Origin of the sequence: Lactobacillus sp. A27 (assembly GCF_016742815.1) — a bacterium.
Taxonomy (GTDB): domain Bacteria; phylum Bacillota; class Bacilli; order Lactobacillales; family Lactobacillaceae; genus Lactobacillus; species Lactobacillus gallinarum.
This window is the reverse complement of the sequence record NZ_JAEHNT010000016.1, coordinates 48,715-71,350: the sequence shown is the minus strand read 5'-3', so window position 1 is coordinate 71,350 and position 22,636 is coordinate 48,715. Positions and strand designations below refer to the sequence as shown.

At 36.9% G+C, this 22,636-nt stretch carries 25 protein-coding genes and 1 pseudogene; 5 read left to right on the top strand and 21 right to left on the bottom strand.

The window, feature by feature from the left end; genetic code table 11:
* The 9 genes and pseudogenes from JEM49_RS03520 to ezrA all read right to left on the bottom strand — a co-directional run.
* A pseudogene (locus tag JEM49_RS03520) lies at positions 1–382 on the bottom strand (DUF3232 domain-containing protein); the annotation flags it as partial.
* Between the two features lie 126 nt (positions 383–508).
* The gene (locus JEM49_RS03515) at positions 509–1,180 is read right to left on the bottom strand and encodes an SLAP domain-containing protein (protein WP_242509747.1); all 672 of its coding nucleotides are present in this window, start codon (positions 1,178–1,180) and stop codon (positions 509–511) included.
* 248 nt (positions 1,181–1,428) lie between these two features.
* Positions 1,429–2,073, bottom strand: coding sequence for a helix-turn-helix domain-containing protein (locus JEM49_RS03510; RefSeq protein ID WP_201873664.1), 645 nt, complete (start codon positions 2,071–2,073; stop codon positions 1,429–1,431).
* A gap of 137 nt (positions 2,074–2,210) precedes the next feature.
* Positions 2,211–3,026, bottom strand: a complete 816-nt coding sequence (locus tag JEM49_RS03505; protein WP_201873663.1) for a helix-turn-helix domain-containing protein — start codon at positions 3,024–3,026, stop codon at positions 2,211–2,213.
* Between the two features lie 14 nt (positions 3,027–3,040).
* Positions 3,041–3,751 (bottom strand): pseudouridine synthase, encoded by a 711-nt coding sequence (locus tag JEM49_RS03500; protein WP_025005082.1) that lies wholly within the window; start codon positions 3,749–3,751, stop codon positions 3,041–3,043.
* The gene (locus tag JEM49_RS03495) at positions 3,741–4,619 is read right to left on the bottom strand and encodes a helix-turn-helix domain-containing protein (protein WP_201873665.1); all 879 of its coding nucleotides are present in this window, start codon (positions 4,617–4,619) and stop codon (positions 3,741–3,743) included. Before JEM49_RS03495 ends, JEM49_RS03500 begins: the two co-directional genes overlap by 11 nt.
* Positions 4,620–4,674: 55 nt before the next feature.
* A complete protein-coding gene (gene thiI, locus JEM49_RS03490; RefSeq protein WP_054640514.1) occupies positions 4,675–5,892 on the bottom strand; it encodes a tRNA uracil 4-sulfurtransferase ThiI in 1,218 nt (405 codons plus the stop codon).
* Positions 5,892–7,052, bottom strand: a complete 1,161-nt coding sequence (locus JEM49_RS03485) for a cysteine desulfurase family protein (RefSeq protein WP_087175757.1) — start codon at positions 7,050–7,052, stop codon at positions 5,892–5,894. The genes thiI and JEM49_RS03485 overlap by 1 nt, the downstream gene beginning before the upstream one ends.
* 90 nt (positions 7,053–7,142) lie before the next feature.
* A complete protein-coding gene (gene ezrA, locus JEM49_RS03480; RefSeq protein WP_098036575.1) occupies positions 7,143–8,852 on the bottom strand; it encodes a septation ring formation regulator EzrA in 1,710 nt (569 codons plus the stop codon).
* Between the two features lie 282 nt (positions 8,853–9,134).
* Here ezrA and rpsD point away from each other — a divergent pair, with 282 nt between their 5' ends.
* From rpsD to JEM49_RS03455, 5 genes are all read left to right on the top strand, one after another.
* Positions 9,135–9,746, top strand: a complete 612-nt coding sequence (gene rpsD, locus JEM49_RS03475) for a 30S ribosomal protein S4 (RefSeq protein WP_201873662.1) — start codon at positions 9,135–9,137, stop codon at positions 9,744–9,746.
* 89 nt (positions 9,747–9,835) lie between these two features.
* Positions 9,836–10,303: a YueI family protein gene (locus JEM49_RS03470; protein WP_201873658.1), complete on the top strand. Its 468-nt coding sequence runs from the start codon at positions 9,836–9,838 to the stop codon at positions 10,301–10,303.
* Entirely contained in the window at positions 10,303–11,616 is a 1,314-nt protein-coding gene (locus JEM49_RS03465) for a replication-associated recombination protein A (RefSeq protein WP_025005088.1), read from the top strand. Before JEM49_RS03470 ends, JEM49_RS03465 begins: the two co-directional genes overlap by 1 nt.
* A gap of 306 nt (positions 11,617–11,922) precedes the next feature.
* Positions 11,923–12,204 carry a hypothetical protein gene (locus JEM49_RS03460; protein ID WP_087175754.1) on the top strand — a complete coding sequence of 94 codons (282 nt, stop codon included), beginning with the start codon at positions 11,923–11,925 and terminating at the stop codon, positions 12,202–12,204.
* 67 nt (positions 12,205–12,271) lie between these two features.
* Positions 12,272–12,736, top strand: coding sequence for a universal stress protein (locus JEM49_RS03455; RefSeq protein ID WP_087363670.1), 465 nt, complete (start codon positions 12,272–12,274; stop codon positions 12,734–12,736).
* An 83-nt stretch (positions 12,737–12,819) separates the two neighbouring features.
* Here JEM49_RS03455 and JEM49_RS03450 read toward each other — a convergent pair whose 3' ends face one another.
* The 12 genes from JEM49_RS03450 to atpF form a co-directional block, all read right to left on the bottom strand.
* Positions 12,820–13,869, bottom strand: coding sequence for an IS30 family transposase (locus JEM49_RS03450; protein ID WP_025006498.1), 1,050 nt, complete (start codon positions 13,867–13,869; stop codon positions 12,820–12,822).
* Positions 13,870–13,997: 128 nt separating this feature from the next.
* Positions 13,998–15,191, bottom strand: coding sequence for an FtsW/RodA/SpoVE family cell cycle protein (locus JEM49_RS03445; protein ID WP_201873656.1), 1,194 nt, complete (start codon positions 15,189–15,191; stop codon positions 13,998–14,000).
* A gap of 21 nt (positions 15,192–15,212) precedes the next feature.
* The gene (locus tag JEM49_RS03440; RefSeq protein WP_025005090.1) at positions 15,213–15,440 is read right to left on the bottom strand and encodes a DUF2969 domain-containing protein; all 228 of its coding nucleotides are present in this window, start codon (positions 15,438–15,440) and stop codon (positions 15,213–15,215) included.
* Between the two features lie 8 nt (positions 15,441–15,448).
* Complete coding sequence (yidD, locus tag JEM49_RS03435) at positions 15,449–15,742, bottom strand: membrane protein insertion efficiency factor YidD (protein ID WP_025005091.1); 294 nt, start codon at positions 15,740–15,742, stop codon at positions 15,449–15,451.
* A 13-nt stretch (positions 15,743–15,755) separates the two neighbouring features.
* Positions 15,756–16,745: a rod shape-determining protein MreB gene (gene mreB / locus JEM49_RS03430; RefSeq protein ID WP_191335718.1), complete on the bottom strand. Its 990-nt coding sequence runs from the start codon at positions 16,743–16,745 to the stop codon at positions 15,756–15,758.
* Between the two features lie 83 nt (positions 16,746–16,828).
* Positions 16,829–17,059 carry a DUF1146 family protein gene (locus tag JEM49_RS03425; protein WP_025005093.1) on the bottom strand — a complete coding sequence of 77 codons (231 nt, stop codon included), beginning with the start codon at positions 17,057–17,059 and terminating at the stop codon, positions 16,829–16,831.
* 62 nt (positions 17,060–17,121) lie between these two features.
* The gene (locus JEM49_RS03420) at positions 17,122–17,562 is read right to left on the bottom strand and encodes a F0F1 ATP synthase subunit epsilon (protein WP_087175751.1); all 441 of its coding nucleotides are present in this window, start codon (positions 17,560–17,562) and stop codon (positions 17,122–17,124) included.
* An 11-nt stretch (positions 17,563–17,573) separates the two neighbouring features.
* Positions 17,574–19,013, bottom strand: a complete 1,440-nt coding sequence (atpD, locus tag JEM49_RS03415; protein WP_087175750.1) for a F0F1 ATP synthase subunit beta — start codon at positions 19,011–19,013, stop codon at positions 17,574–17,576.
* Between the two features lie 22 nt (positions 19,014–19,035).
* On the bottom strand, positions 19,036–19,998 hold the full coding sequence (locus tag JEM49_RS03410) for a F0F1 ATP synthase subunit gamma (RefSeq protein WP_087175749.1): 963 nt from the start codon (positions 19,996–19,998) through the stop codon (positions 19,036–19,038).
* Between the two features lie 10 nt (positions 19,999–20,008).
* Positions 20,009–21,520: a F0F1 ATP synthase subunit alpha gene (gene atpA, locus JEM49_RS03405; protein WP_025005096.1), complete on the bottom strand. Its 1,512-nt coding sequence runs from the start codon at positions 21,518–21,520 to the stop codon at positions 20,009–20,011.
* A 14-nt stretch (positions 21,521–21,534) separates the two neighbouring features.
* Complete coding sequence (locus JEM49_RS03400; RefSeq protein WP_025005097.1) at positions 21,535–22,083, bottom strand: F0F1 ATP synthase subunit delta; 549 nt, start codon at positions 22,081–22,083, stop codon at positions 21,535–21,537.
* A complete protein-coding gene (atpF, locus tag JEM49_RS03395) occupies positions 22,083–22,592 on the bottom strand; it encodes a F0F1 ATP synthase subunit B (protein WP_025005098.1) in 510 nt (169 codons plus the stop codon). Before atpF ends, JEM49_RS03400 begins: the two co-directional genes overlap by 1 nt.
* Between the last annotated feature and the right edge of the window lie 44 nt (positions 22,593–22,636).

Sequence of the window (22,636 nt, the reverse complement as noted above, 5' to 3'; positions counted from 1 at the left end):
CACGGTAATCTTGACCGTCCATTTCATTACGCCAAGCGGCCAATTGATCATTGAAGCGCAACACAATTAAAGCATATTCTTTGAAATGTTCTCTAGCTGGCACAATTACCGGTTCATTATTGTCGGGATCTTTTTGCAAATAATCTAAGGTAGCTTGATTAAATGAAACATTTTTGCGTTCAATAATTTTGTTTAATTGCTCATACACATTTTGAGTATAAGCTTGAATGATTTCATCAGTATCAGTTGGATTATCAATCAGTTTTAATTCTTTCAATAACTTTCCCGCTTGCAACAATTTTTTGAGAGGATCGACAGAATCTTGAAGATTAAACATGATTTCGTCAACTTTTTTGAGTTTTTCGATTTCTTGTGTTGTCATTTTGTTTTTTCCTAAAGATTTAACTGTAACTTCACTTTCATTTTACCTTATTAACTTACCAAATATACAAAAAGAACATTAACCAATCTCGGTTAATGTTCTCTTGCTTTATTAGCTAAAATTCAACTATTTCTTCAAAGCTAACTTCTTAGCTGGAATCCAGTTGTTAGTGCCGGCAATCTTGTAGTAAGTCTTGCCATGAATCTTAGCCTTTTCATTAAAGGTATAAGTATGGTTTGGACGTGCGTAGTGCTTGTTAAACTTACCTGCACGGTTGTACATCTTAATCTTCTTATTACCCTTGATTCTTACCTTAATATGAACCTTATGAGTAGTGAGCTTAGTGTTAGCTACCTTAATAAATTGGTTCTTGCCAATTTGGTAATACTCCTTACCCTTAATTGTAACAATCTTAGCATTCTTCAAGGCCTTGATGGTCTTACCACGCTTAAGCATCTTGACATACAAGCCTTTTCTGACTAACTTACCGTGCTTGTTGTAAACGAAAGCGTTGTGAGTTAAACGAATCTTCTTAGGAGCAGTTGAAACTTTAGTCTTAGTCTCGGTTTCCTTAGCTACTTCCGGAGTCTTAACTGGTTCTTGCTTGTCTTCCTTCTTAGTTTCGACTGGAGTTGAAGCAATGATTGATTGAGCGTATTCGGCGTCTAAGATGTCTTGTAACTTCTGTTGTGCTTGAGCAAGCTTGCTCTTGGCAGTTTGCAACTTAGCGTCCGCTTCGTCGTAAGCCTTTTGAGCTGCAGCTACTTTAGCGTCAGCCTTATCCTTGTTGGTCTTCAAGTCGCCGTTCAAGACTTCATTTGCATCGTCATAATTCTTTTTAGCAGTATCATATGCTTTTTCGGCATCAGTTACGGCTTTCTTAGCATCAGCTAAAATTGTTTTAGCATTCTTTAAGTCTTCAACGTGTTGCTTTAAGTTGTCTAACTTAGTTTGTTCTGCTTTGGCGGTGTTGCCTTTATCAGTAGCAGTTTGCTTTAAAGTTGGAAGATCTTTTTGAGCTTGAGCAAGCTTGCTCTTGGTTTGAGTTAAAGTGTCGTTGGCAGTTCTTTTATAAACTGGATAGTTTGCAAAACTGAGCCGAGATCATTTTCTTGATACGAACGCCCCAAGTAACTCATCATTACATTCACCAAGGCAACCAATGTTAAAGAATCATTTAGACTGATACTATTTTTGTTTTCATAGATGTCTGTAATTAAAATCTTTATCTCACTTGTATCGTATAAAGACATAAAACTAGCAAAATTCCATAATGCAGTTTCATCCCATTTACCTAATCTTCCAAAATTGCTTTTTATTTTTCTCTGGGCATCATCAGAAAGATCAGCTTTCTTATTTGTCAAAGTAGCTATAACTGCTGTCAATTCTGCTTTAAAAATCGGCTCATCTTTCTGTTCTTTTTTCAACCAGGCTACATTGCGATTATTAATGGCCGATCGAATACAACGATATTGAATTTTGCGTTGCATTGACTGATCAAACACACTAAAAAAATCACGCACAGAAACATGATTTTGCTTCAAAATCGCTAACAGGTCATCAATATTAATTTCACTTTTTCCATTTTCTACTCGAGAATAAAAAGATTCTGTTACCACGCCAGCGCACATTTGTGTCTGTGTTAAATTTAAGGAATCTCGTATTTCTCTTAGTTGTTCTCCAATAGTCATACTTTTTTCCTCATTTGTTTCATATTTTTAATATATAAACACTTGAGATAAAAGTCTCGAAATCTTCCAAAACGACTATTTTTATTAAAAAAATCACACCCCTCAAGCTAAAAAAGATTAAAGGATGCGATTATTATTTATTCATCAATTTCAACATCATCAATTATTGACGCATAACCACAGTCTTGAATAATTGATTTTAAAGATCTGGCTTTCTGTTCATCACCACTAAAAACAGCTTGATAGAACTTGCCTATCAACTTTTCCAATCCAATTGCAGGATCTACCGGCAATTCTTGCAAAAACTTAAATGTACTTTCCGTATAACTCTTATTAGCATGTTGATGATAGCAACAATTCAAATAATTTATCGTAATAAAAGCCATAAACTGCAAAGTAAAGGTATCGGTAGCTGGATGTTTACGATATGCAGAATAAGCAGCCTCTACTAACTGCTTTGAATCATCAACATCCAGGAAAATTACTGCTTGACTCAAAAAATGATAAGATGTCCGATCCCAATTTTCATTCAAAACCAGTTTCTTTATTTTTTTCTTCATTTCAGGAGAAATTTGATCATTTGAGCGTAAGGCCCAAGCATAAGCTAATTCCAACTTGAATTTAAGCCATAACGGAGCCTGTACCTCACCATTTTCAATTTTTCGCTTAATTTTATCCAGCGCTTTTACATCTCTTCTATTTTGAGCAAAAGTAATCTCACTAGTTAATTCAAAAAAAGGTCCAGTAGACGACTGATTATTAATTTGTGCAAAAAATCCAGTAACATCAAAATGATGAACCGACAAAATTTTAATTAAAGTTTCTGCATCAATTGCATGCACACCACGTTCAACTTTAGAATAAAAAGATTCACTTACAATTCCTGCCGCCATTTCTGTCTGACTCATTCCCGCATGCAAACGCCGGCTTTTTAATGCTTCACCGATTGTCATCTATTTATTCCGTCCTATTTAATTTTGTTTACTTCATCTAAGCTCAATTCAATATAATTACCGCGCTTTAAATCTTCCGGCAATTTCAAATTTCCCATCGAAATTCGTTCAAGTTCAACCACTTTCATCCCTACCGCACCAAACATGCGCTTAATCTGATGATATTTTCCTTCACGAATTTTGATTTCAATTTCAGAACTATCATGTTCTTCATCCTGCGCCAGAATCTTCAACTCTGCTGGCTTAAGCTTAGTTCCATCCCCTAAAGTCATTCCACTAGCAAAAGTTTTCACAGTTTCGTCATCAGCTACGCCTGCAATTTTCGCGCGGTAAATCTTATCAACGTGCTTATTGGGAGCAAGCAATTCATGATTTAGTTGGCCATCATTAATAAGCAAAAGCAAGCCAGTTGTATCTTTATCTAGTCGCCCTACTGGCGTAATTCCTTGATATTGATCCTGCGGCTTGAGCAATGAAATTACTGTTCTTTGACTACGGTCTTCAGTTGCCGAAAGTACGCCCTTGGGCTTGTTCATCAAAAAATAATGATATTTTTGATAATTAACCTCTTGTCCATCTACCAATACTTCATCGGATTCCTTAACCTGCTGTTTCGGTGTTTTTACCACATCACCATTTACAGTGATAATGCCTTTTTTAATTAAAACGTGCACTCCTTTTCTAGAGCCGACGTTCATATTAGCTAAATATTTATCAATGCGCATGAGAACCATCCTTTTTAGCAACTGGTACATTCTGCAAACAAAAAGTAAAATTATCCTCCTCCAACAAGCGGGTATAGAAATCTACTTTCTCAGTATCATTATCAAACAAGGTCTTATAAAGTCTGACTATTACTCTATGTTGATAAAAGCTTGCTTCATATGGAATATTTTTATCAAAAAAAGTAAATGTTTCTGCGCATAATTCTTTATTAAAATTGTGTATATACGCATACATTAAGAAATCAATCACTAAATCAGCAATTCCAACTGTATTTGTATAACTTAAGATGTTTTCTGAATTTTTTACATAGCTTTGATAAGCAGTATGAGAAAAATTGAGTACTTGTTCTGGAGTTAGGGCAATAAAAGCCATCCCTAAATATTCATAGTTGAGGAATCCCCAATTATTTCCTTTAGATAAATGTTGTATCTTCTTTTTAACCGGTTCTGATATATCATCAGTTGAATGAGTTATCCAGGCAGTCATTAACTCCAATATATAAGGGATCCAAATATAATATGGTTTACCTTGTTCTTCAGCTTGATCAATCTCCTTTTTTAGTTGACCTAGTTTCTCTAAATCTCGTTTATTAGCACTATTTGCTATTTTATTCGCCATAAAGCTAGCATCCTGTAGACTCTTTTTATGCGGTGATTCCTGGATTGGACCATCCAGCGTTTTGGAGAAGAATTGAACTGGATTAATATGATTTGCTTTCAAAATTTCAATTAAGGTATCAGCATCAATACTATGAATCCCACGTTCAACTTTTGAATAAAACGATTCTGAAACAACTCCTGCTACCATTTCAGTTTGAGTAAGTCCAGCTGCCAATCTAGTTTCTCTTAGTGATTTTCCGATCTTCACTGTTTTTACCTTTTCTACAAAAAATGCCAACAGATCATTCTGTCGGCATAACTTTTTACAATAAATCTTGATCTTCTTCGATCTTATCGTTGATAAATTTTTCATTTGGATAAATTGGCATTACTTCAATTCCATCCATCGCTCTTTGAATCAAGCCTTCAACATCAAGACGAGCTTCATATTCACGAGCCTTATCAAGCTTTGGCTTAGTCTTAGGACGTGGTGGAGCAAAGATAGTACAACAATCTTCAAATGGTTGAATTGAAAGATCAAAAGTACCAATATCTTCTGCCAATTTAATAATTTCAGTCTTATCCATTGTAGCAACTGGACGAATAACTGGTGTAGTTGTCACATCGTTAATAGCAACCATTGATTGCAAAGTCTGTGAAGCAACTTGACCAACAGATTCACCGTTAAAGATTGCAAGACCACCGCGCTTAGCACGAATACGGTCTGCAAGTTGCAACATGAAGCGACGTTGTACAGTCATCAAGTAACCTTCTGGCAATTTTTCCTTAATAGTTTCCTGAATTTCAGCAAATGGCACAGCGATAAAGTTAATCTTACCTGCATAGTTTGCCAAAATACCAGTTAATTCCTTAGCCTTAGCTAAAGCTTTTTCAGTAGTGTAAGGTGGACTGAAGAAGTGCACCATTTCAATATCAACCCCACGCTTCATTGCAAGGTATGAAGCAACTGGTGAATCAATACCACCACTAAGCATCATTACAGCTTTACCAGCAGTACCAACAGGCATCCCGCCAATACCGTGAAGCAATTGGTTAGAAATATAAACAGCATCTTGACGCACTTCGATTCTAAGTACTAAATCAGGGTGCTTCATTTCAGCCTTCAAGTGGTCGATATGATCGAATAAGTAATCACCAACCAAGTTATTAAGTTGATTAGTATCATATTCAAACTTGTGATCACTACGCTTAGTATTAACCTTAAAGGTCATGCCCGGCTTAAAAGTTTCCTGCATTAATTCTAAAGAAGTCTTTTCAATATCTTCTAAAGTTTTAGGAATCTTAATAGCTGGTGAATAGGTTTGAATACCAAACACTTTCTTCAAGCGCTTATCTACTTCCGCAAAAGGTGCGCCATTTAAAACAATATGCATCCGGTCGTGACGAGGATGGAAGTCAATCTGAGGAAAATCTTTTAAGACCTTTTCAACGTTGCTAGCTAAACGATTGATGAAGTCCTTTCTGTTCTTTCCCTTAGTTGAGAGTTCCCCATAACGGACCATAACTTCTGTATATTCCATTAATTCTCTCCCAAATGATTAATTTTAGCAAAATGATTGTAGATCTTATCAAAGACCTTGATAAATTCATCTGCCTGCTCAAGCGTATTTGTTTCATCAAAACTCAAACGAATTGCGCTAGTAGCAATCTTATCATCAATTCGCATAGAAACCAAGGTGCTGGCTTCATCTGCGGTCTTTGATGCACAAGCAGAAGTAGTTGAGGTATAAATGTCTTGATCTTCTAAAGTATGAACTAAGGTTTCACCACGAATTCCTTCTAATGCAAAGCAAAGAATGTGTGGTGCAAAACCGTCGCTTACTGGTGAAAAGATATCGATACCTGGTTTATCTTTCAAATAGTCAACGATCTTAGCCTTAATTGCTGCTTCACGGCTTGCCTTTTCAGGTTCGTTTTCTAAAAGCAACCGAATAGCCTTAGCCATACCTGCGATAGCTGGTAAGTTTTCGGTACCGGAACGAAGTCCCTTTTCTTGGCCACCTCCATCATGAAGTGGAGTAAGCATTTTGCCTTCTTTTTTGTAAAGGATACCAATGCCTCGTGGTGCATGGAACTTATGCGCTGATAAACTTGATAAATCAACCCGTGGTGTAAAGACCTTATCCCAAATATTCTTACCTAAAGCTTGAACATTATCAACGTGGAATTGAATAGTTGGATAATTTTCAAGCAAATCACTGATTTCATCAATTGGTTGAATCGTGCCGATCTCATTATTGACACCCATAATTGAAACCAGAGTAGTATCTGAGTCAATGGCATTTCTCAAATCGTTGACATTAACTCTACCCTCTTTATCAACTGGCAAACGTGTAACGCGCCAACCCAAATTTTCTAAAGCATTAAAGCTATTAGCTACAGAAGCATGTTCTACGCTGGAAGTAATAATATGCTTACCAAATTCACGCTTTTGAATTGCTGTTCCTTTAATTGCAGTATTATTTGATTCTGTACCACCTGAGGTAAAGAAAATCTCATGTTGTTTAACGCCCAACAAGTCTGCAATTTGTTTGCGTGAAGCTTCAAGCATTTGATGCGCACGGTCACCCATCTTATGCAAACTTGAAGGATTGCCCCAAATATTAGTTGCTACCTTATTATAGGTATCTAAAACTTGAGGATCTATTTTTGTTGTTGCACTATTATCAAAATAAATCACGTTCAAAACTCCCCTAATAAAAAACGGTCAACTACTTGACCGTTTAGTGACTATTAGATTTTAGCTTAAATAATGAAAAGCTTCAATTATTTATTCTTTTTGTTCAGAATAATATGCATTTTCAAGTCGTTGATAGCTACCTGGCTCTACTTTTTCAATTGCAGTAGCAATGGTATCCAATGCTTCCTTATAATTATATTCATCGTAAAGTTGCATCGACTTCTTTTGTGCTTGCTTAATCGTATCCTTATCAGCATATTTATTTGAATACTGCATCGTTAACTCAACTAAGTTAGCAGAATTGATAATATCGTCTGCTTCACGCTTAAGTCGTTCAACATCATCAGAAATTTGAATTAATTCGTTAGAAATCTTTTCCATATTAATTCTGACTTGACTTAATTCATCACTAACATGACCAATTTCGTTAACGACTAAAGTATACATTTGAATAAAGCTATCTGGATTCCCTGGCAAACTACGTCTTTCAAGACGGCGATAAACTAATGAAACCTCTTGCTTAAAGTGCTTAATTGAATCATTAGCAACATTTTCTGAATCGTATAGGCCATCAACATCTGTCGACATTTTAATTTGCTCAGCATCAATCTCACGCAAGCGATCTAACATTTCTAACCATGAATCTTGAATTGCAGAATAGACGCCCTTGCCATCAGCTATATTTTGCGTATCAACTGTATATTGGCGATTCATGTTATTAACTTCTTTTTCAAGCTCTTTGCTTTTTTCAAGTTCGCCATGAGTTAATTCATAACTCTCATCAATATGTTGCAATTTCTCAACTAACTTTTTAGATGCCGTTTGCTGGTGAGAAATTAAAGCTAACATCTTGCTTTGATTCTTTTCGACAAAAGGACGAGCTTTATATTCCTTAGCTAAAATGTCATAAAGGCCATCGATTTCACTAGATATCTTTTTATTTTCGTTAGCTAATTCATCGACTTTTAGTTCTGCCAATAGTTTACGAGCACTATCAATCTGATCATGAATGTCTTTAATTCTGCTTAAAACATCAACCTTAGTAATATAGTACTTTTCTGAAATCATCTTCTTATAAACATTAGATAATTCCTTAAGCTGATCTTGGAAAACTACTTCTAATTGATGATAGCCATCTTTGATTTTAGGCAGTTGTTTTTGTAAAGCCGCTAAAGACATGCGAATCTTAGATAAAACTCGCTTAGCTTCTACGTGATCCCCTTGAGATGAAAGATTCTTAGCTTCTTCAAAATCGCTCTCCATTGAAGCAAGTTGATCTTCAATTTGATCAATTGCTGTACCATATTCAAATGAATTAGCTAAAACGTCCTTTCTCAATTCACGATAGACTTTAATTAAAGCATCATACTGAATTTGATTTTCTTTATTGGATTCAAGCAATTCAGTAAACACTGCCTTAGTATTGCGAGCATCTTCTAAAGCCGGTTTAATTATTTGCTGTGCTTCTTTTATTTTCTTTCTGGCTTTAAAAAGTTTGTAAGTTGCATTTTCATTTGCCGCTTCTTCAACTAACTTCTTTACGCGTGGCAATTTTTTAGTTGAAGCTTCTTTATAACTCTTACGCCAAGTATTTAATGTGGTTAGACTTTCGCCCGCCAAATCCATTTTATTCAGTCGTTTGATATCATCTTCAAGGTGCATCTCTTCGATTTCATTAAGAGCTGCATCGATTACCTCGACTTCTCGCAACTGCTTACGATTAATGAGCAACATTAAAGCAACGACTACAATAATAAGGATTACAACGGCGACAATAATAATAGTTTGAATTGATGACATTGTTTATCCTCCAAAACTACAATCATTATAACAAAACATAGCCTAAAGATGTGCAAAAGCTGATGTATTTCTTGATTTATTATTCTGAACTCTATATAATACTATTCGTGTAAAATATTTGCAGCAATAAGTGACAAGAACGTCAACATCTTGAAACGCTTAAGTGAACGAGTAACCCGCGCTGCATTGGGCGAAAATGTAAATCCAAGATGCACGAATGTTGAACTTATTTGTAATATTTTACTCCAGAAATTATTATTTTAAATTTTATGGAGGATTTTTATGTCAAGATATACAGGTCCAAGTTGGAAACGTTCAAGAAGATTAGGTATCTCACTTTCAGGTACTGGTAAGGAAATCGCACGTCGTAACTACGCTCCAGGTCAACACGGTCCTAACAGCCGTGGTCGTTTGTCAGAATATGGCCAACAATTACACGAAAAGCAAAAGTTACGTTGGATGTACGGTTTGAACGAACGTCAATTTAGAACTTTGTTCACTCGCGCTGGTAAGATCCGTGAAGGTGAACACGGTACCAACTTCATGACTTTGCTTGAACGTCGTTTGGACAGTATTGTTTACCGTCTCGGTTTAGCTACTACTAGAGAACAAGCTAGACAATTAGTTAACCACGGTCACATCACTGTTGATGGCAAGCGTGTTGACATTCCTTCATACGAAGTCAGCGTTGGTCAAACTGTTGGCTTGAAGGAAAAGTCAAAGAACTTACAACAAGTTAAGGATGCCTTAGACGCAGTTACTGCACGTCCATCATTCGTTTCATTTGACGACAACAAGATGGAAGGTACTCTTGTACGTTTACCAGAACGTGACGAAATGGAACCAGAAATTGATGAATCACTCGTTGTTGAATGGTACAACAAGTTACTTTAATTTTTATATTTTATTTTGTCAAAAACCTTTCCCAATATCGGGGAAGGTTTTTTTGTTACAATTAATAGTAACAAAGAAAGGATGATTTTATGAGTGATGATTTAAGTAAGCGCGTAGAACAAGCTGCGCAAGGAATAACCCTACAGACTAAACCGGATGAACGCCGGCGATATTTAGGTTCACTGCGTGAGCGTGTGTATGTACGCATGAATAATGCTGAAGTAAAAGATTCCAAACTCACTAGTCTTTTCTTACAACACATTGATGATTTTAAAGGCTACACTATTTTGATTAACGGCAATATTACTGATGATGGTTTTCTAGGTGATGTCGAGGCAGCCTGCAGCAAGAAAAATATTTCATTTACATTAGTTAACAATGAAACTGCAAAAACTGGACCCGAAGATTCTGCTGTTTTAGTAGTCTCCAAAAATGCTATTAATCGTCAAAGAATTAAAATTGGACAAGTCTATGCTCCTGAGTTGCCAAAAACTGAATTAGAAGCGCCTAAAAAGAAAGAAAGCTTTTGGCATAAACTTTTTCACGGAGAAAAATAATGAAACCATTAGCTTATCGTATGCGTCCACAGACTCTTGATCAAGTTGTCGGACAGCAACATCTAATTGGACCTGGTAAAATTATTCGCCGAATGGTTGAGGCTCGTCTTCTATCATCAATGATTCTTTATGGCCCTCCTGGCATTGGCAAGACCAGTATTGCGAGTGCTATCGCTGGTTCTACTAAATATGCTTTTCGAAAGTTGAACGCAGCTACTGACGGAAAGAAGCAATTACAGCAAGTAGCCGCAGAAGGGAAAATGAGTGGCACCGTCATTTTATTATTAGATGAAATTCACAGACTCGATAAGACAAAACAAGACTTTTTATTGCCTTTGCTTGAGTCAGGACAAGTCATTTTAATTGGGGCTACAACGGAGAATCCATATATTTCAATTTCCCCTGCTATTCGTTCACGTTGCCAAATTTTTGAGCTAAAGCCTTTATCTGCTCAAGATGCATCGAATGCCATTGACCGCGCTTTAACGGATAAAGAAAATGGCTTAGGCAATTATCATGTCGAGCTGACGGATGATGCACGTGCCCTTTTAATCGAAAAAGGCAATGGAGATTTGAGATCTACTTTAAATTCATTGGAACTTGCGGTTTTGTCTACCAAACAAGAATTAAAAGATAATCATCAAGATACAGACTCTATTGTAATTACTCAGCAAGAAATGGCTGATTCTATTCAAATGAAGGTGCAGAATTTTGATTCTTCTGGGGACGGACACTATGATTTGGTATCTGCTTTTCAAAAATCAATTCGCGGTTCAGATACAGACGCAGCATTGCATTACTTGGCAAGATTAATCGAGTCTGGCGACTTAATTTCAATTTGTCGGCGTCTCTCCGTCATTGCTTACGAAGATGTGGGACTAGCCAATCCTAGCGCTGCAGAACATGCTATATTAGCTATTCAAGCTGCTCAAACGCTGGGCTTTCCAGAGGCGCGTATTCCGCTCGCTAATGCCGTCATTGAGCTGACTCTTTCTCCTAAAAGCAATAGTGCTATTACTGCCATAGATCGGGCAATTGATGACGTTAAAAACAAAAATATTGGCTCTATTCCCGCCAATTTAAAGGATGCGCATTATGCTGGTGCTAAAAAGTTAGGTCATGGAGTTAATTATATTTACCCTCATGATTTTGAAAATGATTGGGTCGCCCAACAATACTTGCCAGACAATCTTCTGACTGCAAGTTACTTTACCCCGAAAGGAAATTCTAAAGTCGAAGAAAGGTATAAGCTAATTTATCAAAAATTAAAGAAGATGCAACGCGATAATTTGAGCAAACATCACAATAGATAGCGCATTCAATATTATTGACAAACCTAATCTGATTGCGTATTATAATAGGTGATCTGAGTTGATCGACAAGCTTAAATGTATAAAGTTGACCGATCAAACTAGAAGACGTGGGAGTTAGCAAATAACTACCGAATCGGAATACTGTCTTGTCACAGGATCCATATTCGCTGCGATGTTAGCTCAAATTTTGAACACTGCGGGTTCAACAAGCGTCATTATGCTTTGTTTAGTCAACTCGGATTTCTTTTGAATATTAGGAAAGGCGGTCTTAAATGGCCGTCTTTTTATGTAATGAGGTTAAAATAAATGATAATTAAAATTGTAATGATTGTTTTTATTCTACTCTTGCTTTTAACTGCTTGGTATATGTGGCACAGACGAAATGGCCATTTTTTAATCTATGACGTAGGCGGTAATCCTCGCCTAACCAACATTTTAAAATGGACTTCTATTGCTTTGATCGCAGAGAGCGCAATCGGAATTATCATTTTATTTATGGATAATAAATATCTTAACTTGATCACACTATTCCTTGCATCTCTAACCATTTTGACCTTTAGTCTTTTAATTACAGATTCAAAAAAATAAAAATATAAACCTTCTAATAATAGATGAAATTTTGGTAAAATAGATATCAGGAAGAGGTGTTTAGAAAATGCTTTCACAATATAAGAATATTCAAGTTTCCGTTGATGGTTCTAAAGAAGCCGATTTAGCTTTCAGCAAGGCAGTTTCTATTGCCAAGCGTAATCATGCTACATTAGAGATCTTACATGTCATCGATACTCGTTCTTTCCAAAATGTTTCAAGTTTTGACTCAGCAATGGTAGAACAAGTTTCTAAAGATGCTGAAAAGAGAATGAAGGATTACCAAGCACGTGCTAACAAGGCCGGTGTTACTGATTCTCATTATTCAATCGAATTTGGTTCACCTAAGACAATCATTGGTCATGATTTCCCTAAGAAACACAATATTGACCTAATTGTTGTTGGTGCAACTGGTTTAAACGCAGTAGAACGTTTATTAATTGGTAGTGTTACAGAATACGTAACTAGAACTGCTAAATGTGATGTTTTAGTATGTCGTGCTAAAGAAATTGCTAATGCGTTAGAAGGCTAATTTTTATATCATTAATCAAAAAAGGTATTTAAGTTTTTAAGCTTAAATACCTTTTTCGTAAATTGCAATAATAAATTGAACACTTAAGCTGCTTGATAGATATGATCCAATTCTCTTTCAAAAATTTCATCTGGTGTATGATATGCCAATATTTTTCTTGGTAGCGAATTGCACCAGGTTTCAATGTCAATGATTTCCTGAAGAGAATAGTTATTGATGTAATCACCCTTAGGAATGAATCTGCGAATGAGCCCATTATGTCTTTCAACAGTGCCTTTATCGCAAGAAGTATATGGATGGGCGTAATAGACTATGGTATTAGATACTTCCTCTAGATTGGAAAGATCCGCAAACTCTGAACCATTGTCAGTTGTAATTGTCTTGAAGATTTCATTCCAGTGCTCACTATACTGCTTATGTAGAGTTTGAAAAGCGCTCATAACACTGGCAGCTGTCTTGTCTGGAATACGCAAGATTAGAAACTCACGGCTCATTCGCTCAGACAAAGTTAGCAGTACTTGATCATCTCTAGTCTTATGTCCTAAGACTAGGTCGCATTCCCAGTGACCAAACTCTTTTCGATCATTAATCTCTTTAGGGCGTTCTTCAATGCTTCGACCTAATTTCTTCTTGTTCTTATGAACACGATGAATTTTAGTATTACGCTTTAACTTCTCAGGCAAATCAGAGTTTCTGATAGCCAACAAGCCTTGATCTACATAGTTATATAGAGTTCTAGTGCAGACTATCTGGTCGCTGCTAAATTCACCCACAGCCAAGCAGCGATTGGCACATACATCAAGTGACCAATTGTCTTCAAAGAAATGCTTATTGACATACTTGATAAAGTCAGATTTCTTCAAGAAGTCTGATTTGCGACCACAGTGGCGTCGGTTAGCTTGATAAACTTCATTTCCACGTTCTGCTTTGTACCGCTTTTGTTTACCGTGATAAAGCAAAACTGTACCACGTTTGATTTCATAGCTAATCGTAGAAGGAGAACAACCAATCTCACGAGCAATTGCTCTAAGAGAAAATCCATCTTTGATACGAGTTTGGATAATAACTCGCTCTTCTAATGACAAATGTTTTCCTTTTTTGTGCTTAGGCATGATAGAATGTAAAGAGTCCATTTGTGACCTCGTTTCAAGATGTTTTGTGGTAATTACATTCTATCAAACGGGTCCAGATGGACTTTTTATTTTTCTAAAGTGTTCAATTTGATTTTACAATCGGCGTAAATACCTTTTTTATTTATATTCTAGAAATCACCAGCGGTGCTAAACATGTAGTCTCGATTATGGAATTTCATTGATAAAATCAAACCAATACCAATCATGTTCCCTACCAAGGCTGAACCACCTTGAGAAACAAATGGTAAGGGAATACCAGTCAATGGTAATAAATCAATGTTCATACCAATATTTTCAAATACGTGGAATAAAATCATCATAATAACACCCGTAGAAATGTATGAATAAAATGCATTTCTAGTATTAAATGAAATTTTAACCATTTGAATAATCAGGTATAAATAAATTAAAATCAAACTTACACAGCCTACAAAGCCAAAATTCTCTCCAATTACGGAGAAAACCATGTCAGACCCACGAACTGGTACATATACGCTTGCTTTACCAAAGCCATTACCAAAAAGTTGTCCTGACCCAATTGCCTTCATACTTTGCCATAACTGGTAGGCACCTGATGATGTATCACCTGATGGATTAAGCCAAGACTTAATTCTTTCAAACTGATATGCTTGAAAGAAATGACTTAAAAACGCTTGCCCACCTGGCGTTACCACCATTAGAATAACTGCAATTGCTCCAATGATGACTATTCCATATAGGGGAACAATAATCTTCCACGATATACCAGAAACTAAAACTACACCACCAACAATTGCGATAAATACTAGCATAGTACCAAAGTCGTTCTGCAACTTTAATAAAATCGCTACGGGTGCAAGCCATGCAACTATTTTACCTAACAATAGCCAATCTGATTTAATGGTATGACCATATTTATCGTTATGATCCTTAACTACGCGTGCCAACATCAAGATAAATGCTGGCTTCATTATTTCAGATGGCTGAAAAGTAACAGGTCCTAACTTGAACCAACTCTTTGCCCCAGTATCCGCTGCAACACTACGATTATAGAAGAACAAAACCGCTATTAACAAGAATATTCCTATTCCGAAAAATATTGGTGCTATCTTAAATAATTGCTCTGCATCAAACTGCATTACAATTACAACAATTACAATAGAAATCAAATACCATAATGCTTGCATAACTACAGCTTTAACAGGTGAACCAATGTGACTTGGATCTCCAAGTGCAGCTATATAGATGCAATATAGACTGATTAATACCAATAACGCCACAGGAATAATTATATTCCATGCTAATCGGTCAATTAGACTTGTTTTGTTTTCAACTTTTGCCATTAAATAATCACTACTTATATTTTATTTTTCATGCAATGTAAAGTATGAAAGTAAGTCATTAATACTGCTTTCTAGACTGTTAGCAAATAATACATTGCTACTCTTAGTCGTAGTAGCGCGATAACGACCTTCAACTTTTTCGATTAAACCAATGGACTTCTTGTTAGGAATAATAACTTCCCAAGTTGGTAAATTCTTACCCTTAAGTTCATTAACTTCAATATCAATATTTTCTAACTTTTTAGACATAAATCCTCCTACTTGCTATCCGGGTGAAACTTAGATGCTATAATCTCATCTTCGTATCTCTCAGGATGTGGATTTCGAAAAACAGTAAAATTATCAGGAACTGGGTCCACCCCACCGCGTATAAATGGGTTACATCTTAGTATACGACTAATTCCCATAATTAGCCCTAAAATTGGTCCATGTTTTTTCAAAGCATCAATCATATAACTAGAGCACGTAGGATAATACCTACAACTCGGTGGAAATAATGGCGAAATTAGAGTCTGATAAATACGTACGATAAAAATCAAAATCTTTCGCAAGTAATCTCCTCACTTAGTGTCGTTGATGTTTTTCAATATTCTTAAGCAAAGTACCAGTACCTAAGGCTACAGCTTCCAAAGGATGGTCAGCTGTTAAAACTGGGACCTGCAAGTAATATGATATCAACTTATCAATATTCTTCAATAATGCTCCACCACCAGTAAGCATGATACCACGATCAATGATATCAGCTGAAAGTTCTGGTGGCGTAGTTTCCAATACTTCTTTAGCTGCTGCAATGATTGACATAAGACCATCTTGCAAAGCATGCTGAATTTCAGGGGCAGTAACTGTAGTTTGTTTAGGTAAGCCATCAACTACATCACGACCACGAACCTTAATTTGTTGATCTTCATCAGGTTCAAATGCACTACCGATTTCAATCTTGATTTGTTCAGCAGTTCTTGAACCGATCAATAAATTATGTTTATTCTTAATATAGCTAATAACCGCTTGATTCATACGATCACCAGCGTAGCGAAGTGAACGTGAGGTAACAATTTCCCCCATGGACAAGACAGCAATATCGGTAGTACCACCACCGATATCAATAACCATATTACCTTGTGGTTTAAAAATATCAAGTCCTGCACCTACTGCAGCTACCTTAGGTTCGAAATCAAGGTAAACCTTACCGCCACCTGATTTTTCTGCTGCTTGAATAATAGCCTTTTGTTCAATCGAAGTAACTCCTGTAGGAGCACAGATTAAAATATTAGGCTTAGACATAAAACCTTTTACATTTAATTTTTCAATAAAGTATGACAGCATTTCCTCTGTAATATCGAAGTCCGCAATTACACCGTTCTTCAAGGGGCGAATTACGCGAATATTACCTGGGGTTCTTCCTACCATTTCATATGCCTCTGAGCCAACTGCTACTACTTTATTTGTATCAGTATTAACAGCAACTACAGATGGTTCATTTAAAACAATCCCTTTTCCAGAGACATTGATTAGTACATTAGCTGTTCCTAAATCAATTCCTATATCTCGTGCCACAATAACCCTCCATAATTATTCATCGTCCATTTTACCATAAATAAATAAGAGTTTCCTTTACTGTCCCTGTTTTAACACAATCTTTAAAACAAATTACTTAATTGCATCGAAGTATCGATAAATGTAATTACAAAATTACCAACTAAAAAGCCCAATGCAATAGCAAGAAATAAATATAATAATTGCGTTTCAAACACATGTCCTTTACGAATTATTTTTTCTAGCTGCACAGCCTTCATTGCCTGAAAAGATAATCCAATTGCAATCAAATAAATTATTATACTAATAATGGCATGAACGCCTAATTGAAACATATTCTTTTCCTTTATTAATAAAAAAGACGGATGCAAAATCTGCATTCGTCTTTTTATCTCTTTTAGTGACCTTTAGTGTTGTAAACACTAATTCTGTTCATTGCTCGTCTTAAAGCAACTTCAGCACGTTCAAGAGTACGCTCATCATGCTTTTCACGTGCTTCCTTCAAACGCTTCTCGGCTCTTTCCTTAGCGGCTTGAGCACGAGATACATCAATGTTTCTAGCACGTTCAGCACTATCCGCAATAATTGTAGCCACGTTATTAGAAAATTCAATATACCCACCACTAATAGCGATGTGATCAATTCTTGAATTCATTTCACGACTACGTTTAACCTTGACCTCACTAATTACTAATGGGGTAAGCAAGGGTACGTGATTATACATTATTGAACGTTCACCATCTATAGCACGTACATCAACGATGCTTCCACGATGTGAATAAACCATTCCATTAGGAGTTACAACATTTACTTTAAAAAGCTTTTCTGGATCTGCCATTGGACATCACCCTACTTTTCTAGTAATGCTTTAGCTTCTGGATCACTTGGAGTTACGCCCATTTCTTGTGCTTTCTTCAAAACATCTTCAATTGGACCAACACCACGGAACGAATCTTCTGGTAAGTCATCAAGATGACCATCTAAGATAAGCTTAAAGCCCTTAATGGTTTCCTTAATTGGAACATATGAACCTGGCACACCAGTAAACTGTTCAGCAACAAAGAAGTTTTGTGACAAGAAGAATTGAACTTTACGTGCACGTGCAACGATCAATTTTTCTTCATCAGACAATTCATCCATACCCAAAACAGAAATAATATCTTGCAATTCGTGGTAACGTTGCAAAACATGTTGAACACGAGTAGCAACTTCGTAGTGTTCTTGACCAACAACTTCAGGGTCAAGGGCACTTGAAGTTGATTCAAGTGGGTCAACGGCTGGGTAAATACCTTGTTCTACCAAACTACGTTCCAAGTTAGTAGTAGCGTCCAAGTGTGCGAATGTGGTTGATGGAGCTGGGTCAGTATAGTCATCGGCAGGAACATAAACAGCTTGAATAGAAGTAATTGAACCCTTCTTAGTTGAAGTAATTCTTTCCTGCAATTGACCCATTTCAGTTGCCAAAGTTGGCTGGTAACCAACGGCACTTGGCATACGACCAAGCAAAGCTGAAACTTCTGAACCGGCCTGAGTAAACCGGAAAATGTTGTCGATAAAGAGCAAAACATCTTGACCTTCAACATCTCTAAAGTACTCAGCAAGAGTCAAACCAGTTAACGCAACACGCATTCTGGCACCAGGCGGCTCGTTCATCTGACCAAATACCATGGCAGTTTTACTTAAAACGCCTGAAGCTTTCATTTCGAAGTAAAGGTCGTTACCTTCACGAGTTCTTTCACCAACACCAGTAAATACGGAAATACCACCGTGTTCTTGAGCGATGTTGTGAATCAATTCCTGAATAATAGTGGTCTTACCAACACCGGCACCACCGAACAAACCAACTTTACCACCACGAACGTATGGTTCAAGCAAGTCGATAACCTTGATACCAGTTTCAAGAATTTCACGACTAGTAGTCAAATCTTCATACTTAGGTGCTTCCTTATGGATGCTTTCACGAGGGTGATCCTTTGAGAATTCTGGTCCACCATCAATTGGTTGACCTAAAACGTTGAATACACGACCTAAAGTATCTTCCCCAACAGGAACTGAGATTGGGCCACCAGTATCTTCAACTTTCATACCACGTCGAAGACCATCGGTAGATTCCATGGCAATCGTTCTTAAGACACCATCACCAAGCTCAACTGTAACTTCAAGAACAATACTTTCATTCTCGGATTTAATTACACGCAAGGCATTGTTAATATCAGGCAAATTCTTATCGATTGGGAATTTTACATCGACAACTGGGCCGATTACTTGAACGATTTCACCTTCACTCAAAACATCTACCTCCTTTTCTTTATTACTCTAAGGCATTTGCACCACTGATAATTTCAGTAATTTCAGTAGTAATTTGTGCCTGTCTAGCACGATTTAATTTCGTAGTTAAATTTGAAACTAAATCCTTAGCATTATCAGTTGCACTCTGCATAGCTGTCATTGAACTAGCATGCTCTGCAGTCTTTGCATCCAAAATAGCACCATAAATGGTTGAACGCGCATACTGTGGTAACAACTTCATTAACACTCTATTAGGATCTGGTTCAATATCATATTCTAATTCTTTATGTGCTTCAGCTTCTTTAACACCAATATCTAAATCGACAATTGGTAACATCTTTTCAACACGAAATGCAGATGATAATGAGTTTACATGGTGCGTATAACATACATAAAGTTGATCAAACACACCGTTCAAAAACATCTTGATTGCTGTTGAAACGATTGGCAAAACTTCATCAAAAGTTGGGACATCGGACACACCATTTTTCTCGTAAACAACATTAACGTTGTTCTTCTTAAAAAATTGGGCTCCAACTGAACCTACGGCCAAGACTTTAACTTCATGACCTTGTGCACGTTCATCTTCAAAGATTCCCATCATGTTCTTAATAACATTACTATTATAAGAACCTACCAAACCACGATCACCACTTACTACTAAAAAGCCAGTAGACTTAATATTCTTTCGTGGTTGAATCATATCAGCTGTAATACCTAAACCGAATACATCAGTGTAATCGATCTTGGCAATATTTCTCTTATCAATTGATACGTCTTGATCGCGCAAGCTATCTACCACCTGTGAACTAATCAAGCGAGAAATAGTCTTACGAACATGATCGTTATAAATGGTGTAACCTTTATCACGATCTTCGGTTTGGTTTAACTTTGATGCAGAAACCATTCGCATAGCTTCTGTGATTTTACCAGTTTGTTTAACTGAAGCAATTTTCTTCTTCAACTCAAGTAAAGATGCAGGCATATTCTACCTCCTATTTCTCACTTGGTGCAAAGCTCTCACTAAATTCCTCAATAGCTGCTGACAACTTCTTATCATCTGGCAATTTACCAGTTTCACGAATTATCTTGAGCAAGTCAGCATGACTGCTGTCAAAGTTATCAAACAATTCATTTTGGAAGCGACTAATGTCTTCAACTGGAATAGAATCAAGATAGCCGTGAGTCAAAGCATAAAGAATCAAAACTTGTTTCTCAACTGGAATAGGATCATGAAGTGGTTGCTTTAATACTTCAACAGTTCTTTGACCTCTATTCAACTTAGCTTGAGTGGCTTGATCAAGATCACTACCAAATTGAGCGAAACTTTCAAGTTCACGGAAAGCAGCAAGGTCAGTACGTAAAGTACCAGCAACTTTCTTCATAGCCTTAATCTGGGCGTTACCACCAACACGAGAAACTGAGTTACCAGCATCAATGGCTGGACGAGTACCAGCAAAGAACAAATCACTTTGTAAGAAAATCTGACCATCAGTAATAGAAATTACGTTGGTTGGAATATATGCAGAAATGTCTCCCGCTTCGGTTTGGATAATTGGCAATGCAGTCAAAGATCCACCGCCAAGCTTGTCACTCAACTTAGCACTACGTTCTAGCAAACGTGAGTGTAAGTAGAAGACGTCACCTGGGTAAGCTTCACGACCAGGCGGACGACGGAGAAGCAAGGAAAGTTCACGATAAGCGACGGCTTGTTTTGATAGGTCGTCAAATACGATTAATACATCCTTGCCATTGTACATAAATTCCTCACCCATAGCAGTACCAGCATATGGTGCAATGTAAAGCATTGGTGCTGGTTCACTTGGGCCCGCTTCAACAACAATGGTATAATCCATTGCTCCGAAACGCTTTAAAGTTTCTACTTGAGTTCTAACGGTTGATTCCTTTTGACCAATAGCAACATAAATACAAATTACATCTTGGTTCTTTTGGTTAAGAATTGTATCGATGGCTAAACTAGTCTTACCAGTTTTACGGTCACCAATAATCAATTCACGCTGTCCACGACCAATTGGAACTAAGGCATCGATAGCCTTAATACCAGTTTGAAGTGGTTGATTAACTGATTGACGGTCCATAACCCCTGGAGCCTTTTCTTCAATAGGACGCGTCTTATCAGCCTTAATTTCACCTAAACCGTCAACAGGTTGACCCAATGGGTTAACTACTCTACCGATTAAGGCGTCACCAACAGGAACTGACATAATTCGACCAGTTCTTTGAACACGGTCGCCTTCACGAATATCGTCAAATTTACCTAGGATAATGATACCAACATCACTAGCATCAAGGTTTTGAGCAATACCGTATGAACCGTTATCAAATTTTAACAACTCACCGGCTAATGCATTATTAAGTCCGTGAGCCCGGGCGATACCATCACCAACGTAAGTTACAACACCAACTTCGTTAATGTCGAGCTTGTCGTCGTAATGTTCAAGTTGCTGCTTGATCAAGGAGCTAATTTCTTCCGCTTTAATGCTCAATGGTTTCACCTCTTTTAATTTTCATCAATTATTTGCGCACGGATCTTCTTCAGCTTATTTTTAACTGATCCATCAATCACGCGATCCTTCACTTGAAGAATCACGCCGCCTAAAATACTTGGATCAACTTTATTCTCAAGACGCACAGCATTTAAGTTATATTTCTTAGCGAAACCATCACCTAAACGCTTAAGTTGATCATCATCCAACTTCACTGCTGTAGTTGCAGTACCAGATGCGATCTTGTTTTTATCATCATAAAGTACAACAAATTGATCAATAATATCGACCAAGTATGCAAAACGATCATATTCAAGCAGCAAATTTAAAAAGCCTTGTACTTCTTTTGAAAAATCTTTTTCAATAGCAGTTAAAAAATCTTTTTTATCCTTACTGTTTAAGATAGGATCACTTAAAACGTTGATGACTTGAGGAGTGGCAACTACTGCCTTTTTTAACTCCACCATTTCATCATAAACGCTATCAAGTACTTTATTATCTTGCGCATAGCCGAACAAAGCGGCACCGTAGCGTGCAGCTACTTCTTCTCTACTTAAAGCCATTAATCATCCAACCCCTTAATAAATTGGTCGACTAAATCTTTTTGGTCTTCAGCAGATAAATTCTTAGCAATTACCTTTTCAGCAATAGCTACAGAAATATCAGCAACTTGATCACGTGCAGAATTCAATGCATCTGATTTAGCCTTAGTGGCTTCTTCATTTGCCTTCTTACGAATTGCTGCAGCATCTTCATTCGCACTTGCTACGATTTCTTTGCCAGTTTTTTGCGCATTAGCTTTAGCGTCAGAGAGAATCTGTGTTGCTTCTTGTCTTGAGTTCTTCAAGGCAGCTTCACGCTCGTTAGCAAGCGTTTCAGCCTTTTTTCGATCACTTGCAGCTGAATCCAAGTCATTAATAACTTTTTGCCGCCGCTTTTCCATCATTTCTGATACTGGACCCCAAGCAAAGTGCTTGACCAATAACATCAAGATGGCAAAACAAATTAAATACCAAAGTGCATTACCTAGGTAAATATGATGTGAGGCTGCAAATAATGTTTGAATAGTCATTTACTGCCCTTCTCTCTTTAATATTTAAATCCTTTAGTTTTAAA